Genomic DNA, 14982 nt, shown 5'->3' with positions numbered 1-14982 from the left:
TTCGGCCTCTCCGGTCATGGAATCCTCCACCGAGCTCCCCCAGTCCCCGCCCCATTCCCCGTCCCAGTCCCCGCCCTCGTCCCCGCCCTCGTCCCCGACCGAGGCCCGCCGCGCCGCCGCCGTCCTGGCCCTCGCCCGGTTCGAGACGCGCGAGCTGTTCCTGCAGATCCCGGTGCTGTTCTTCCTCGCCCTCTACATCGCGCTGGTCGTCTGGCGGCTGGCCCACGAGGAGGGCATGAACGACTTCCCCATCCTCAACATGGTCGACCGAGACACCCAGGAGTCGCCCCTGCTGCTCGGCATCGCCCTGCTCGTCTGCGTCAACTCGGCGACTCTGCGCTCGCGGAAGAACGGCACGGTCCAGCAGTTCGACGTCCTGGCCATGGATCCCTGGCGGCGCACCCTCGCCCATGTGCTCTCCGTGGTCCCGTTCGCGGCGCTCACCGCGGTCGCCGTCGGGGCGGAGTTCACCCGGGCGGCGCTGAAGCCCGGCGCGATCGGCCACGGCTCCTTCGGCGAACTGGCCCTCGGACCGCTGAGCATCCTGGCGTCCGGAGTCCTGGGCGTCCTGCTGGCCCGGCTGGCGCCCTCTCCCCTGGCCGCCATGGTGTTCGTCGTCGCCGGGTATCTGCTCGTCATCACCGCGTCCGCGTCCGTCGACGAGGGCGGCTGGGCGGGCTGGCTCTCCCCGACGATTTTCGGCGCGGACACCAACGGCGATCCGGTCCCCTCGGACCTGATCGGCCGCCCCGCCGCCTGGCACGCGCTGTATGTGGCGGCCCTGTGCGTCCTGCTGGCCTGCGCGGCACTCCTGCTGTCCGGCGGCCGCAACCGAGCCGTGAAGACGGCGGGCGCCCTCGCCCTCGCGGCCACCGTGGCGGGCGCGATCGGCCAGTACCCGCGGGACGCATCGGCCCTCGACGCGGCGCGCAGGACGGCGTCCGAGACCCCGCAGAAGGTCCAGTCGTGCACGACGTACGACGGCTCGACGTACTGCTCCTTCCCTGAGTGGAGCGTCGTGCGCTCCGACTGGGCCGACGTCGTCGACCGCGTCCAGTCCCTGGCGGGAGGCGCGGCGGCGAAGGCGCCGTTGACGGTCCGCCAGCGCGTCGACCTCAGCGGCGGCATCGAGTCCGACAGCACCCTGGCCTCCTCCGCCACCCCGCAGGAGGTGACGGTCGGCACCCGCTGGGGCGGCAATCGCGTCCCCGAGTTCGCCGTCGGCGTCGCCTCGGTCGTCGTGATGGGCACGGAGGCGGCGGCCCTGGACGCGTGCGACGCCCGCAACGTCACGACCATGTGGCTGGCGCTGGGCGCCGACCCCACCCCGTTGCAGACCTTCAAGAACCTGCGCCTGGACGACAGCACCGAGGGCTCGGGCGTGGTCCTGGCCCCGACGAACCCGCTGAGCCTGACGGCCCGCCAGACGGCGGTGGTCCGCGAACTGCTGGACCGCCCGCGCGCGGACGTGACCGCCCGGGTCAAGGCCCACTGGACGGAACTGACGTCCGCGAACACGACGACGGCCGAGGCGGCGAAGCTGCTGGGCGTCCCGGTGCCCGAGGAGGCGGAGAAGTGCGAGGAGTAGAGAAAGAGCCAGGAGCAGAGAGGGAGCCAGGAGCAGAGAAAGAGCCAGGAGCAGAGAAAGAGGGCAAGGCGGGGAGAAGGGAGGTCTCCGGGGTCCTGCTCCGATCCCTGGCGCCGCTGGTGTGGCGTTCCCTGCCCTGGCGGGCGCTGGCCGGGGCCGGTGCGCTGGGCCTGCTGCTCGCGGGCACCACCCGGTTGCCGGACCGGGCGCCGGGCGACGGCCTCGGATGGTTCGTCCTGCGGCTCACCGCGCTGGCCGGCGCGCTCGGCCTGGCCTTCCTGCTCGACGACCCGGCCCGCAACACCAGCGCGACGACACCGTTCGCCCGCCCGGCCCGCACCGTCCTGCGGCTGGTCCTGATCACCCCGCTCACCGTCCTGTGGTGGACGGCGGCCGTGCTCCTCATACCGGCCCCGACCCGCCCCCCGCTGGGCCCGGCCACGCTGGAGGCGGCGGCCATGGCCGCCCTGGCCCTGGCCCTCGCGACGACCGCCGTCCGCTTCACGGACACGGCGGAGACGGGCAGGGGAACGGCGACCTGGCTGACGATCGCGGCCGCGGTGACGGTACTGGTCCCGGAGCGGTGGGGCCTGCTGGGACTGCCGGGGGAGCCGTACTGGGTGGCGACGCAGGTGCGATGGGCGGCGGTGCTGGGCGTGACGGCGGCGCTGAGCGCGCTGTGGACACCGGAGCCGTTGCGGGGGCTTTTTCTGCGAGGCCTCTCCACGCGGGGGCTCTCCCCACGCCGGTCTGCATCCTTCAGCCCGTCCGGCGATTGAGGACGAGGCCCGTTCAGGGCCGAAGCGGGGGCTGGGGGCGGCAGCCCCCAGGGACGGTCACCAGGACCCCGGACCCCGGACCCCGGACCCCGGACCCCGGTCACCTCGCACCCCGCTCAGGACTCACGTCTCGGACCGGTACATCAGGTCCGTCTCATGGGTGAGGAACCCCAGCCTCTCGTACACCGACACCGCGGCCTTGTTGTCGGCGTCGACATAGAGCATCGCCGTGGGGAGTCCCTGGGCCGCGAGATGCCGCAGGCCGATCGTGGTGAGGGCCTTGCCGAGCCCGCCGCCCTGCACACCGGGGGCGACGCCGAGGACGTACACCTCGCCGAGTCCCTCCTCGGCGTGGACCTTCGTCCAGTGGAAGCCGACCAGCTGCTCGCCGCGGAAGGCGAGGAAGAAGCCGGCGGGGTCGAACCAGGGCTCGGCCTTGCGGTCGTCGAGGTCGCGTTGGGTGAGGGAACCCTGCTCGGGGTGGTGGGCGAAGGCGGCGGAGTTGACGGCGAGCCAGGCGGTGTCGTCCTGGCCGGGGACGAAGGCCCGGACGGTCACGTCGGCCGGCAGCACCGGGTCCGGCAGGTCGAGGCCGCTCAGGGGTCGCCGCATCTGGCGCAGTTCGCGGAACAGGGTCAGTCCGAGGACCTGGGCGAGGTGCCGGGCGGCGGAGTGGCCGCCGTGGGCCCACACCCGCAGCCGTTTGCCGGAGGCGGCGAGCAGGGCGGAGCCGAGGGCGCGGCCGTGCCCGTGCCCTCGGTACGAGGGGTGCACGACCAGCTCGGCGGCCGGGGCCTCGACCGGGTCGGTGTCCTCCAACTGGGCGTAGCCGACGAGTTCGGCGCCGACGGTGAGGACCAGATGGGAGACGCCCTCGCGGGCGCCGCCGCGCAGCTGCAGCCGGCCCTGTTCGGACACCGCCTGCTGGCCGTCGCTTTCGGCGGCCTCCGCGAGCAGGTCGAGGACGGCCTCGGTCTGTTCGGGGGAGAGCGCGGAGTGGGTCTCGATGGATCGGGAGCCGTGGGTCCGTGCGGTGTCGTCGCTGGTCATGCGTACGAGGGTAAGGGGAGGGCGCCGCAAAGTGGGGGCAAAGAGGAGGGCAAAGGGAAACCAGGATGTAACCCTGAACCCCCTGTCGCGCTACGCGCGTTGACTCTAGGCTGCGCCGGACGGGGCCACCTACTTCAGCCGATTCCAGGGGGGCGCATGCCAGCCACATCCCAGTCGTACCTCAGCCGCAGACGTCGTACGTATCGCATGGTCGCTGCCGCCGCCACGCTCGCCACCGCGGGCGCTCTGGCCGCCGCCCTCCCGGCGGACGCGCACGACGCCAAGCACTCCAAGCCGCTGCCGAGCCGCTACCAGGACGTGCAGCTGCTGTCGTTCAACGATCTGCACGGCAACCTCGAGCCCCCGTCGGGCTCCTCCGGCCGGGTCACCGAACTCCAGGCGGACGGCACGACGAAGACGATCGACGCGGGCGGTGTGGAGTACCTCGCCACGCATCTGCGCGAGGCCCGCAAGAGCAACGCGTACTCCATCACCGCGGCCGGCGGCGACATGGTCGGCGCGTCCCCGCTGATCTCGGGCCTCTTCCACGACGAGCCCACGATCGAGGCGCTGAACAAGCTGGACCTGGACGTCACGTCCGTCGGCAACCACGAGTTCGACGAGGGCGCGAGGGAACTGGCCCGTCTGCAGAACGGCGGCTGCCACCCGACGGCCGGCTGCTACACGGACAAGAAGTTCCAGGGCGCCGACTTCCCGTACCTGGCGGCCAACGTCCTGGACGAGAAGACCGGCAAGCCGATCCTGAAGCCGTACTTCGTCTGGAAGAAGAAGGACGTCAAGATCGGCTTCATCGGCGTGACGCTGGAGGGCACCCCCGGCGTCGTCTCCGCCGAGGGCGTCAAGGGCCTGAAGTTCAAGGACGAGGTCGAGACGATCAACAAGTACGCCAAGGTGCTGCAGAGGCAGGGCGTGAAGTCGATCGTGGCGCTCATCCACGAGGGCGGCCTCCCGGCCTCGTCCTCCTACAACTACAACTGCGACTCCCCGGGCGCGGGCGACGGCGTCTCCGGCCCGATCGTCGACATCGCCAAGAACATCACCCCGCAGGTGGACGCGCTGGTCACCGGCCACACGCACGCCGCGTACGCGTGCACGATCCCGGACCCCTCGGGCAAGCCGCGCACGGTCACCTCGGCCGCGTCCTTCGGCCGGCTGTACACGGACACCACGCTGACGTACGACCGCTTCACCGGTGACATCGCGCGTACGGCGGTGAAGTCGGCGAACCACGTGGTCACCCGGACCGTCGCCAAGGCGCCGGACATGACCGAGCTGATCAGCAAGTGGAACACCCTGGCGGCCCCGGTCGGCAACCGCGCGATCGGCTACATCTCCGCCGACGTCCCGAACACGGGCACCGAGTCCCCGATGGGCGACCTGATCGCGGACGCGCAGCTCTGGTACGGCAAGGAGCTGGACGCCGAGACCGACCTCGCGCTGATGAACCCGGGCGGCGTCCGGGCCGGTCTGACCTACACGGCCAAGGGCAGTGAGGGCGACGGCGTGGTGACGTACGCCGAGGGCTTCACCGTGCAGCCGTTCTCCAACACCGTGAACCTGCAGGACTTCACCGGCGCCCAGCTGATCCAGGTCCTCAAGGAGCAGGTGAGCGGGACGAACGCGAGCGCGCCGAAGATCCTCCAGCCGTCCGCCAACCTGACGTACACCCTGGACCTGACGAAGACCGGCGCCGACCGTGTCGTCACGGACTCCGTCAAGGTCAACGGCACGGCGATCGACCCGGCCGCCACCTACCGCGTCGCGACCAACAGCTTCCTCGCGGGCGGCGGCGACGGCTTCACCACGCTGGGCCAGGGCACGAACGACCTCGTCGGCAGCGACGACCTCGCGGCCCTGGAGCAGTACCTGCTGGCCAACTCCTCGGCCGCCGCGCCGATCACCCCGCCGGCGACGAACCGGATCACGATCGTGCAGTAGCCCCACCCGCACCACACTCACGGCAAGAGGCGGCCGCGTCACCGACGCGGCCGCCTCTCGTCGTATTAAAACCTGTGTAAGCCCGGATTTGGTTCCCGCATTCTCCTGAAAACTCATCTCAGCCGCAATTCATCGAGGTCTAAGCGGAATTGGCTTTTTCTTCTTCCGGTGTCCCGTAGTGTTTTCCATGTCGAAAGCGAACGACGCGAAAGCGAAGATCGCGAACAGAGTGAACAGACTGAGCGGAGAACGCCATGAGCTTCCACAAGATCGCCCCCGTCAAGAAGGCCCGCAAGACTGCTCCGGCCCCGGTCGCGAAGCCCGTCGCCAAGAAGAAGGCCGCTCCGAAGGTCACTCCCAAGCGTCGCCCGGTGTCCCATAAGGACTGACACTTAATTCACAGCTGCACATAACACATTCCTGATAAACGGAAAGGCAATTCACATGAGCTTCCACAAGATCGCCCCGGTGAAGAAGACCCGCAAGGCCGCTCCGGCCCCGAAGCCGGTCGCCAAGAAGAAGGCCGCTCCGCAGCCCGCGCCGAAGCGCCGCCCGGTCGCGCACAAGGGCTGACGGAACGCCACGAGGCGGGGCCACCGGAGGAATCCGGTGGCCCCGCCTCGCCATGCACGGATGCACCGGACGCACTGGAAGGAGTCGTGGACGATGAGGGAAGCCCGTGAGGCCTTCCGCCGGTTCTGGCCGCTGACCCGCGGTGACCGCAGATGGATGCTGGTGATCGTGGGGTGCGTGGTGGCGTCTGCGCTCGCCGAGACCGCCGCCATCCTGCTGTTCGCCGAGCTCACCGACAACGCCCTGCAGGCCGGTTCGCTCTCCGCGTTCTGGGGGCCGGCCGGCGCCTGGCTGGCCGTCGCGGCGCTCGGCGCGCTCGTCGGCTACCTCGGCAACTCGCTCGCGACCTGGACGGCCGAGCGCTTCGTCCTGCGCCTGCGCGCGAACGTCTTCCGCCATGTCCAGGACCTCCCGCCCCACTTCTTCCAGAAGCACCGCCAGGGCGACCTGGTGGAACGCCTGACGGGAGACGTCGAGGCGATAGAACAACTGGTGGTGTCGGGCGTCGTGGGAACGATCTCCGCGGCCTTCTCGGCGGTCTTCTACTCGGCGGCGGCCCTCTACCTCCGCTGGGACCTGGCCCTGGTCACCTTCGTCCTCGCGCCCCTCTTCCTGCTCGCCGCGCGCCGCTTCTCCGGCCGCATCAAGGAGGCCTCGCGGGACGAGCGGGCGGCGGACGGCGCGATCACCTCGGTGGTGGAGGAGTCGCTGGGCAACATCGTGCTGACCCAGGCGTACAACCGCCGCCGCGACGAGGAGCGGCGGCTCGACAAGGAGGCCCGCGCCTGGATGCGGGCGAGCGTGCGCGGGGCGCGGCTGAGCGAGATGTACGAGCAGTTCGTGGAGGTGGTGGAGACCCTCTGCGTCCTGACGGTGATCGGCCTGGGCGTCTGGGAGATCTCGGCCGGCCGGATGACGCTCGGCGCGCTGCTCGCCTTCGCCGCCTTCATCGGCTACCTCTACCCCCCGGTCCGCAGCCTCGGCCAGCTCGGCCTGACGGTCACCGCGGCCACGGCGGGCGCGGAGCGCATCGCCGAGATCCTGGACGCCGAACCGGCCGTCAAGGACCCCGCCGCCCCCGTCCCCGCCTGGCCGGTCCGGGGCTGGGTCAGCTTCCACGGCGTCGGCTTCCGCTACCCGGACGCGCCCCGGGAGTCCCTGAGCGACGTCGCCTTCACCGCGGGCCCGGGCGAACTCGTCCTGGTCACGGGCGCGAGCGGCGCCGGCAAGTCCACCCTCTCCAAACTCCTCACCCGCTTCTACGACCCCGAGACGGGCGTCGTCTGCCTCGACGGCGTCCCGCTCACGGACGTACCCCTGGAGTTCGTCCGCGAGAACATCGCCCTGCTTCCCCAGCAGACCCTCGTCCTCAACGGCACGATCCGCGAGAACATCGCCTGCGGCCGCCCCGGCGCCACGGACCCGGAGATCGAACAGGCGGCCCGGTCGGCCGCGGCCCACACCTTCATCACCGCGCTCCCCGACGGCTACGACACCCACCTCGCCCCCGGCACCGCCGCCCTCTCCGGCGGCCAGCTCCAGCGCGTCGCCATCGCCCGCGCGATGCTCCGCGCGGCCCCGGTCCTCGTCCTCGACGAACCGACCGCCGGCCTCGACTCGGTCGCCGCCCGCCAGATCGTCCAGCCTCTGCGCCGCCTGATGTCCGGCCGTACGACCATCATGATCACCCACGACCTCAGCCTCGCCCCCGACGCCGACCGCATCCTGGTCGTCGACGAGGGCCGCCTCCTGGACACCGGCACCCACACCGAACTGATGCTCCGCTGCCCCGCCTACGCAAGGCTCGCGGAGCCCTGGCCGGGCGCGGCGGGGGAGAAGGGGCTGGCGGAGGACACGCTGGTTCTGCGGATATAGGCCAGATACGGGACGGATGCGGGCCAGATACGGGACGGATACGGGACGGATGCGGGTCTGTCCGTCCCGTCACTCCACCCGCAGGATGTACCCCAGCCCCCGCACGGTCTGGATCAGGCGGGGTTCGCCGTGGTGTTCGAGTTTGCGGCGGAGGTACATGACGTACACGTCGAGGGTGTTGGACGTGGGCTCGAAGTCGAAGCCCCAGACGTCGCGGAGGATCTGGGAGCGGCTGAGGACCTTCGCCGGGTGGCGCAGGAGGTACTCCAGGAGGGAGTACTCGGTGCGGGTGAGGTCGAGCGGGCGTTCGCCGCGGGTGACCGTGCGGGACGCCGGGTCCATGGCGACGTCCTGGAAGGCCAGCAGATGGGTGTCGGCCCTGGCCGTCGACCGCCGGCCCGGGCCGCGGCGGCGTGGGTCGCCGCGACGCAGCAGGGCCCGTACCCGGGCGAGGAGTTCCTCGACGGCGAACGGCTTCATCAGGTAGTCGTCCGCGCCGTTGTCGAGGGCGACGATCCGGTCGCCGACCGCGTCCCGGCCGGTGATCATCAGGATCGGCACGGTGCAGCCGGAGGCCCGGATCCGGCGGGTCGCGGCCAGACCGTCCAGACCGGGCATCGTCACGTCCATCAGCACCAGGTCGGGCGCGTCGGGCGCGCCCACGAGATCGAGGGCGAGCCGTCCGTCGCCGGCGAGGACGGTCTCGTACCCCTCGAATCTGAGCAGCCGGCCGATGCCTTCCCGTACGTCCTCGTCGTCGTCGGCGAGCAGGATCCTGCCCGCCGCGCCGTCACTCGGGTCAGGCGCCGCCGGCCGCGCCCTCGTCCCCGCCCGTGTCCCTTCCACCATCCCTTTCACAGCCCCTTTCACCATTCCCTCACGGTGGGGCGGAGGGCTGTGGCGGGGCTGGCAGGGGGATATGGGTGGGCTGGGGGATGGCGGGGACGGGGACGGGGACGGTGCGATCGCCTCGGTGGTCGAGGAGGTCGGGAAGCCGTGGGGGTCAGGAGGCCGTGGGGGTCCAGTCGCCCAGCCAGTCCGCGACCTCCTGGTCGGCGGCCTGGGCGGTGGTCAGCTGCGGGCGGTCGGCGCTCGCGGCGCCCGCGCCCGCGCCGGTGTTCCTGTACTCGGCGAACCGGTCGTCCTTCCAGGAGAAGCCGCCCATGTCCTGCCACGGGGTCGACTTGACCGCGGCGCTGAGGGCGGTGTCGCGGACGGTGGTCTGCGGGTCGACGGTCGTGTCGCCGCCGGGGTGCCAGTTGCGGCCGAGGAAGAAGGAGGCGGCCGACACGTCACCGGTCACCGACGAGCGGTTGATGAGGATGCCCTTGCGGGCGGCGGGGGTGCTGGGGGCGGTGACGTAGCCGGCGGAGGTGCCGTTCCAGCGCTTCTTCAGGGTGATGACGGACTTGTCGACGACGACCGTCGCCCGGCCGAAGATGAAGTCGACGTTGCCGGTGATGTAGGAGTTGCTGATGTAGACCCGGCCGAGCTTGTCCTTGGCGGCGGTCTCCATCTCCAGGGTGTCCTGGTCGCCGTTGACGATGACGCCGTCCAGGACGATCTTGTCGGCCTGCGTCAGCAGCGCCACCGCCTGGTTGGCGATGTCCTGGTGCTTGGACTCGTCGAAGTCGTTGGTGACGGTGAGGTTGCGGACCTGCGAGTCGTCCGACTGCACGGAGACGGTGGCGCTGCCGGGCGTGCCGTACGTCCCCGACCCGTCGGGCTTGGTCATGCCGGCCGCGTTGCCGTACACGATCGTCGTGTCCTTACGGCTGGCGCCCGAGCCCTGGATCGTGACGTGCGGCTTGTTCGCCGGGACCTTGACGACCTCGCGGTACGTCCCCGGCTTCACGGAGATCACCACCCGGGAGGCGTTGTTCGCGGGTACGGCGTCCACGGCGGCCTGCACGGTCCGGTACTGACCGCTGCCGTCGGCGGCGACGGTGAGGGTGGTGGCCGCGGCGGCCTTGGTGCCGGTGGACGCACTCGTGGACGCGCTCGTGCCGAGAGAACTACGCGGCCCCGTACCCGACTTGAGGAGCGCGGGCACGTCCGCGGCCTTGTCGAGCGTGTAGGCGTAGTACGTCTTCGGGTCCCAGGCCGCGCCCGTGCCGCCGCTCTCGTTCTTGCCCGTCGTCCCGGAGAAGACGTTGCCGCGCTGGACGAGGGTGGCGGTGGCGTCCCGGACGACGGGGTTGGTCAGGCCCTGGAAGTAGGAGTTCTCCAGGAGCATGTTGGTCTTGCCGCGCGAGTAGTTCCCGTACGACGACTTGATGTCCGTCCCCGCCACGTCCTCGAGGAAGTTGTTGTACAGGTGTGCGTGGGCGACGTTGTCCGTGGACGGGTTGCGCTGCTCGGTCTCGCGGATCCAGTTGTGGTGGATCGTGATGTCGGCGGTGACGTTGTCGGTCCAGCCGATGCCGAAGGCCTTGTTCTCCTGGCTGAGCTTGTTCCAGGAGACGGTCAGGTAGGTGGTGTCCTTGCGGCTGTCGATGAGGCCGTCGGCCATGTGCCGGATGTCGTTGTGGTCGATCCAGACGTGGTGCGCGCCGTCCATCTGGATGCCGTCGTAGTCGTGCTCCTTGTCGTTCCAGACGCCTTGGTACGCATCCCGGATGGTGAGGTTCCGGATGATGACGTTGTGGACGCCCTGCCCGAGGAAGAAGCCACCGCCGACGATCTGCCCGGAGGTCCCGGAGCCGATGATCGTCTTGTTCGACTGGACCTTGATCTCCTTCCCGACCGGGTCCATGTCGATCGTCGCCGCGACGACGATGACGTACGGCTCGCTCGCGGTCGCGTACTTCTCCAGGTCGGCGAGGGTCTTCACGGTGACGGTCTTGCCGTCCCGCCCGCCGTACGTCCCGTTCTGCCCCAGCGCGTCGACGGACGCGAACCCGTCGGCGGAGGCGGTCGCCCAGGCGGGAGCAGCGGTCGCCGCCGACGCCTTCGCCTGCGCGTCCGCACCGAAGAGGCCGAGGTCGGTGCCGTAGGCGAGAGCGCCGGCGGCGGTGAGGGCTAGGGGGACGCCGACCGCCAGCGCGGTTCTGCGCTTACGGTGACGGGGCCTGGCGGTCGCCTTGGTGGACTCGGGCGACTTGCGGCGCTGCTCGCTCATGCGGCGAACCTTTCCTACGAGGGGGTGACTGACCGTGAGTCGCCACCCCGGCCGGAAAGGTTGCCGCTGCGCGGGAGTTCGTCACACAGAAGTGGGGATCCACCTCGTGGGCCCTGATCGGTTCACCAGTTGCTCCTGGGGAGGCGGTCGCCCCGGCTGACCGCGCGAAGCGCACCGTTCGCTTCTGGCAGGGAGCCGATCCCCTACGGCACCTCCGGCGTCTCCGGCGGAGGCGTAGGCGCCCCCGGCAGCCGTACGGTCGCCACCGTGCCGCCGCCCTCCGCGCGGGCCAGGGTGACCTGACCGCCGGACTGCTCGACCGTGCGGGCGACGATCGACAGGCCGAGGCCCGAGCCGGGGAGGGCGCGGGCGCTGGGGGAGCGCCAGAAGCGGTCGAAGACGTGGGGGAGTTCGTCCTCGGGGATGCCGGGGCCGTGGTCGCGGACGGTCAGGGTGCCGTGCGTCAGCTGGACGTCGATCGTGCCGCCCTCGGGGCTGAACTTCACCGCGTTGTCCAGGATGTTGACCACCGCACGCTCCAGGGCGGCCGGTTCGGCCCGGGTGTACCAGGGCTCCACGGACGCGTTGATCGTCAACTCCGGTCCGCGGAGGCGGGCCCTGCGCAGGGCCGACTCGACCGTGTCCTCCAACGACACCACCTGCACGCGTTCGCCGCGCTGGCCCTCCGAGCGGGACAGCTCCTGCAAGTCGCCGATCAGGGACGCCAGTTCCGTCATCTGCGCCTTCACCGAGGCGAGGAGCGCCTTGCGGTCGGCGGCAGGAATGGGGCGGCCGGTCTCCTCGCTGCGGGTGAGGAGTTCGATGTTGGTGCGGAGGGAGGTGAGGGGGGTGCGCAGTTCGTGGCCGGCGTCCGCGATGAGCTGCTGTTGCAGCTCACGGGAGTTGGCGAGGGAGCCCGTCATCGAGTTGAACGAGCGGGAGAGCCGGGCCACCTCGTCCTCGGCGTCGTCCTCGACCGGGATGCGGATGCTCAGGTCTTCGGTGCGGGCCACGTGCTCGACGGCCTCGGTGAGCTTGTCGACGGGGCGCAGACCCGCACGGGCGACGGCGAGGCCGGCGGCTCCGGCTCCGAGCACTCCGACACCCGAGACGAGGAGCAGGATGAGGGCGAGTTCGTTGAGGGTGGACTGGGTGCTCTTCAGCGGTACGGCGACGAGGAGGGCGGTGTCCTTGACGAGGTACTGGCCGTTGCCGTTCTGGACGACGAGCGGTGTGGTCAGGATGCGGACCGCGTTGCCCTTGCTGTCGACGCCGTTGCGGAAGAACAACTTCCCGGCCTGCGCGTTCTTGGCCACGCTCTTGTCGCTGCCGGTGACTTTCACCAGCGAGTCGGAGCCGCCGTAGATGCAGGCCTTGCCGTTCGACTGGACGAGCTGGGAATAGCCCTTGAAACGCGGGCCGAAGGGGAACTCGTTGGACTCCGACTGTGCACAGGTGTCGAGGGCCGCGAACACCTGAGTCGCCGGCTGGGCACGCTCGACACCCGATTGCAGATCGGCGTTCAGCTCCTCGTACAACTTCCCCTGCACGATGAACCAACAGGTCACCGAAACCGCCGCCACCGCGAAGGCCACAGCGGCAGCGACCAGCATCGACAGTCGCGCCCGGATCGGAAGGGTCCGGAAGCGGCGTACGACCTTGTTCACTCCGCGCCGCCCTGGCGCAGCACGTACCCCACACCCCGCACGGTGTGCACGAGGCGCGGCTCGCCGCCCGCCTCCGTCTTGCGGCGGAGGTACATCACGTACACGTCCAGCGAGTTGGAGCTCGGCTCGAAGTCGAAGCCCCAGACGGCCTTCAGGATCTGCTCGCGGGTGAGGACCTGGCGCGGGTGTGCCATGAACATCTCCAGGAGGGTGAACTCCGTGCGGGTCAGTTCCACCGGGCGTCCGCCCCGGGTGACCTCACGTGTGGCGAGGTCCATGCGCAGGTCGGCGAAGGTGAGGGCCTCGTCCTCCTCGACGGCGCCCGCTCCGGCGGCGGCCGCGTAGGAGCTGCGGCGCAGCAGGGCCCGTACGCGGGCGAACAGCTCGTCCAGTTCGAAGGGCTTGACCAGGTAGTCGTCGGCGCCGGCGTCGAGGCCGGTGACCCGGTCGCCGACCGTGTCGCGGGCCGTCAGCATCAGGATGGGGGTCGTGTCGCCGGCGCCCCGGATGCGGCGGGCCGCGGTGAGGCCGTCCATGCGGGGCATCTGGATGTCCAGGACCAGCAGGTCGGGGTGGTAGACCGTGGCCTTCTCCAGCGCGTCCGCGCCGTCCACGGCGACCTCCGTGTCGTATCCCTCGAAGGCGAGGCTGCGCTGGAGTGCTTCGCGCACTGCCGGCTCGTCGTCGACGATCAGGATGCGCTGGGTGTCACGGTCGCCTTCGGCGGGGCTCATGGGCGTGGATTCCTCGGGTGCGGTGGGACGGGCGGGGGCTGAGCGCTTTCAGCCTCGCATGCTTCCCGGCCGGTGCGTTAGGGACGACGGGCGGCGGGTTCGGAGCGGGGAGGTTCAGCCGCGCATCGTCGTGAGCCGGGTCAGCGGCACCTTGCGCAGGTGCGGGCGGGCGGCGGTGGTGCGCAGGCCCATCAGCTGCGGGGCCGCCACCTCCGGCGCCCGGGTCGGCGTCACCGGGGCGTGCAGTGCGAACGCCACGTCGAGGGCCAGGGCGAGGTCGGCCGCGCCGACGCCGGTCACCGTGTGCGAAACCTGCTGGATCATGACGTACTCCCTGAGCGCTAGAAGGTGGTTCAGCTGTCGGAGCCGCCGGCCCGCAGTGTGGCCAGGTCGGACTTGACGGTGTTGATCGGGATGGCGAAGCCGAGGCCGACGCTGCCGGCGTCGGAGGACGACGAGGACGAGGCGGCCGAGTACATCGCGGAGTTGATGCCGACGATGTTGCCCGCGGCGTCGATCAGCGCGCCGCCGGAGTTGCCGGGGTTGAGCGAGGCGTCGGTCTGGAGCGCCTTGTAGGTCGTGGTCGAGGTGCCGGTGTCGCCGTTGAACTGCTGACCGCCGAACTGGAAGGGCCAGCTCCCGTCGCCGCCCTCGCTGCCCTGGCTCTGACTCTGGCTCTGGCTCTCGTCGGTCGAGACGGTCACGTCACGGTCCAGGGCGGAGACTATGCCGCTGGTGACGGTGCCGGTCAGGCCCTCGGGGGAGCCGATCGCCACGACCGTGTCGCCGACCTGCACGCCGTCGGAGTTGCCGAGGGTCGCCGCCTTCAGACCGGACGCGTTCTCCAGCTTGATCAGCGCGAGGTCCTTCTTGCTGTCGGTGCCGACGACCTTGGCGGTGTAGGACTTGCCGTCGCTGGTCGTCACCTTGATCGAGGAGGCCCCGGAGATGACGTGGTTGTTGGTGACGATCTCGCCGTCGCTGGTGATGATCACGCCGGAGCCGGTGGACGACCCGTTGCTGAGGGTGGCGCTGATCTCGACGACGCTCGGGCTGACCGCCGCGGCGATCGTGGCGACGTCGCCCTGCTTGCTGGAGGGCACCACGCTGGTGGTCGTCGAGGAGGAGACCACCTGGTCCTTGCCGGTCAGCTCCTGGATGCCGTACGCCGTGCCGCCGCCGATGGCCGCGGCGACGATCGCCACGGCGGCGAGCAGCGCCAGCGGGCCGCGGGTGCGCTTCTTCTTGGGCGCGGGCTCCACGGCCACCGCGGTGAGGAGAGCGGTCCCGCCGTCGCCGCTCCCGGAACCGTCCGAGGAACCGTCCGAGGAACCGGCCGAGAAATCGGCCGAGGAGGCGTATGCGGTCTGCGGCTGACCCGGCCACACCGAGGTGGGCTCTACGACCGGCTGCTGCACCGGCTGCTGCTGCACCGGCTGCTGCACCTGCTGCGCGATCGGCTGGTACGCCGGCGGGGGCGGCCACTCCGGGTTCACCGGAGAGGAGCCCACGGGAGAGGAGCCCACGGGGGCGGAAGCGTGCTGCTGGGCGCCCTCGTACGGGGCCTGGTACGGGTTCTCGTGGTTCTCGTACTCGCCGCTGCGGCGGATGCTCTCGGTCATGACAAGAAGCTTGT

13 protein-coding genes are annotated in these 14982 nt (G+C 70.6%); 6 read left to right on the top strand and 7 right to left on the bottom strand.

Features of this window, described 5'->3' with window-relative positions:
- Window positions 1-16: 16 nt before the first annotated feature.
- Together OG562_RS19685 and OG562_RS19680 are read left to right on the top strand one after the other, a co-directional pair.
- The gene (locus OG562_RS19685; protein ID WP_266399556.1) at window positions 17-1588 is read left to right on the top strand and encodes an ABC transporter permease; all 1572 of its coding nucleotides are present in this window, start codon (window positions 17-19) and stop codon (window positions 1586-1588) included.
- Between the two features lie 119 nt (window positions 1589-1707).
- Complete coding sequence (locus tag OG562_RS19680) at window positions 1708-2367, top strand: ABC transporter (RefSeq protein ID WP_266399553.1); 660 nt, start codon at window positions 1708-1710, stop codon at window positions 2365-2367.
- A gap of 123 nt (window positions 2368-2490) precedes the next feature.
- Here OG562_RS19680 and mshD read toward each other — a convergent pair whose 3' ends face one another.
- Complete coding sequence (gene mshD, locus OG562_RS19675; RefSeq protein ID WP_266399550.1) at window positions 2491-3417, bottom strand: mycothiol synthase; 927 nt, start codon at window positions 3415-3417, stop codon at window positions 2491-2493.
- Window positions 3418-3573: 156 nt separating this feature from the next.
- Here mshD and OG562_RS19670 point away from each other — a divergent pair, with 156 nt between their 5' ends.
- The 4 genes from OG562_RS19670 to OG562_RS19655 all read left to right on the top strand — a co-directional run bounded on the left by OG562_RS19670 (window position 3574) and on the right by OG562_RS19655 (window position 7824).
- Window positions 3574-5376, top strand: a complete 1803-nt coding sequence (locus tag OG562_RS19670) for a bifunctional UDP-sugar hydrolase/5'-nucleotidase (RefSeq protein WP_266399547.1) — start codon at window positions 3574-3576, stop codon at window positions 5374-5376.
- Window positions 5377-5630: 254 nt separating this feature from the next.
- A complete protein-coding gene (locus tag OG562_RS19665) occupies window positions 5631-5765 on the top strand; it encodes a hypothetical protein (RefSeq protein WP_266399544.1) in 135 nt (44 codons plus the stop codon).
- 55 nt (window positions 5766-5820) lie between these two features.
- A complete protein-coding gene (locus tag OG562_RS19660; RefSeq protein WP_266399541.1) occupies window positions 5821-5949 on the top strand; it encodes a hypothetical protein in 129 nt (42 codons plus the stop codon).
- Window positions 5950-6042: 93 nt separating this feature from the next.
- Window positions 6043-7824, top strand: coding sequence for an ABC transporter ATP-binding protein (locus OG562_RS19655; RefSeq protein ID WP_266399538.1), 1782 nt, complete (start codon window positions 6043-6045; stop codon window positions 7822-7824).
- A 69-nt stretch (window positions 7825-7893) separates the two neighbouring features.
- Here the strand turns inward: OG562_RS19655 and OG562_RS19650 are convergent, their stop codons facing one another.
- From OG562_RS19650 to OG562_RS19625, 6 genes are all read right to left on the bottom strand, one after another.
- A complete protein-coding gene (locus tag OG562_RS19650; RefSeq protein WP_266399536.1) occupies window positions 7894-8673 on the bottom strand; it encodes a response regulator transcription factor in 780 nt (259 codons plus the stop codon).
- 154 nt (window positions 8674-8827) lie between these two features.
- Window positions 8828-10945, bottom strand: a complete 2118-nt coding sequence (locus OG562_RS19645) for a pectinesterase family protein (protein ID WP_266399534.1) — start codon at window positions 10943-10945, stop codon at window positions 8828-8830.
- A gap of 203 nt (window positions 10946-11148) precedes the next feature.
- Window positions 11149-12612, bottom strand: a complete 1464-nt coding sequence (locus tag OG562_RS19640) for a HAMP domain-containing sensor histidine kinase (protein ID WP_266399532.1) — start codon at window positions 12610-12612, stop codon at window positions 11149-11151.
- Window positions 12609-13346 (bottom strand): response regulator transcription factor, encoded by a 738-nt coding sequence (locus tag OG562_RS19635; RefSeq protein ID WP_266399530.1) that lies wholly within the window; start codon window positions 13344-13346, stop codon window positions 12609-12611. The genes OG562_RS19640 and OG562_RS19635 overlap by 4 nt, the downstream gene beginning before the upstream one ends.
- A gap of 114 nt (window positions 13347-13460) precedes the next feature.
- Window positions 13461-13670 (bottom strand): hypothetical protein, encoded by a 210-nt coding sequence (locus OG562_RS19630; protein ID WP_266399529.1) that lies wholly within the window; start codon window positions 13668-13670, stop codon window positions 13461-13463.
- A gap of 29 nt (window positions 13671-13699) precedes the next feature.
- The gene (locus OG562_RS19625) at window positions 13700-14968 is read right to left on the bottom strand and encodes a S1C family serine protease (RefSeq protein WP_266399528.1); all 1269 of its coding nucleotides are present in this window, start codon (window positions 14966-14968) and stop codon (window positions 13700-13702) included.
- Window positions 14969-14982 lie beyond the last annotated feature (14 nt).

Source organism: Streptomyces sp. NBC_01275, assembly GCF_026340655.1.
Taxonomy (GTDB): domain Bacteria; phylum Actinomycetota; class Actinomycetes; order Streptomycetales; family Streptomycetaceae; genus Streptomyces.
Note: the sequence above shows the minus strand (reverse complement) of the source record. Positions and strands in the feature narration are given on the sequence as shown.

Excerpts from the sequence above, each read along its gene's own strand:
- OG562_RS19685 (WP_266399556.1), top strand. The coding sequence starts at position 17 with ATGGAATCCTCCACCGAGCTCCCCCAGTCCCCGCCCCATTCCCCGTCC.
- mshD (WP_266399550.1), bottom strand. The coding sequence starts at position 3,417 with ATGACCAGCGACGACACCGCACGGACCCACGGCTCCCGATCCATCGAG.
- OG562_RS19670 (WP_266399547.1), top strand. The coding sequence starts at position 3,574 with ATGCCAGCCACATCCCAGTCGTACCTCAGCCGCAGACGTCGTACGTAT.
- OG562_RS19665 (WP_266399544.1), top strand. The coding sequence starts at position 5,631 with ATGAGCTTCCACAAGATCGCCCCCGTCAAGAAGGCCCGCAAGACTGCT.
- OG562_RS19660 (WP_266399541.1), top strand. The coding sequence starts at position 5,821 with ATGAGCTTCCACAAGATCGCCCCGGTGAAGAAGACCCGCAAGGCCGCT.
- OG562_RS19655 (WP_266399538.1), top strand. The coding sequence starts at position 6,043 with ATGAGGGAAGCCCGTGAGGCCTTCCGCCGGTTCTGGCCGCTGACCCGC.
- OG562_RS19650 (WP_266399536.1), bottom strand. The coding sequence starts at position 8,673 with ATGGTGGAAGGGACACGGGCGGGGACGAGGGCGCGGCCGGCGGCGCCT.
- OG562_RS19645 (WP_266399534.1), bottom strand. The coding sequence starts at position 10,945 with ATGAGCGAGCAGCGCCGCAAGTCGCCCGAGTCCACCAAGGCGACCGCC.
- OG562_RS19635 (WP_266399530.1), bottom strand. The coding sequence starts at position 13,346 with ATGAGCCCCGCCGAAGGCGACCGTGACACCCAGCGCATCCTGATCGTC.
- OG562_RS19630 (WP_266399529.1), bottom strand. The coding sequence starts at position 13,670 with ATGATCCAGCAGGTTTCGCACACGGTGACCGGCGTCGGCGCGGCCGAC.
- OG562_RS19625 (WP_266399528.1), bottom strand. The coding sequence starts at position 14,968 with ATGACCGAGAGCATCCGCCGCAGCGGCGAGTACGAGAACCACGAGAAC.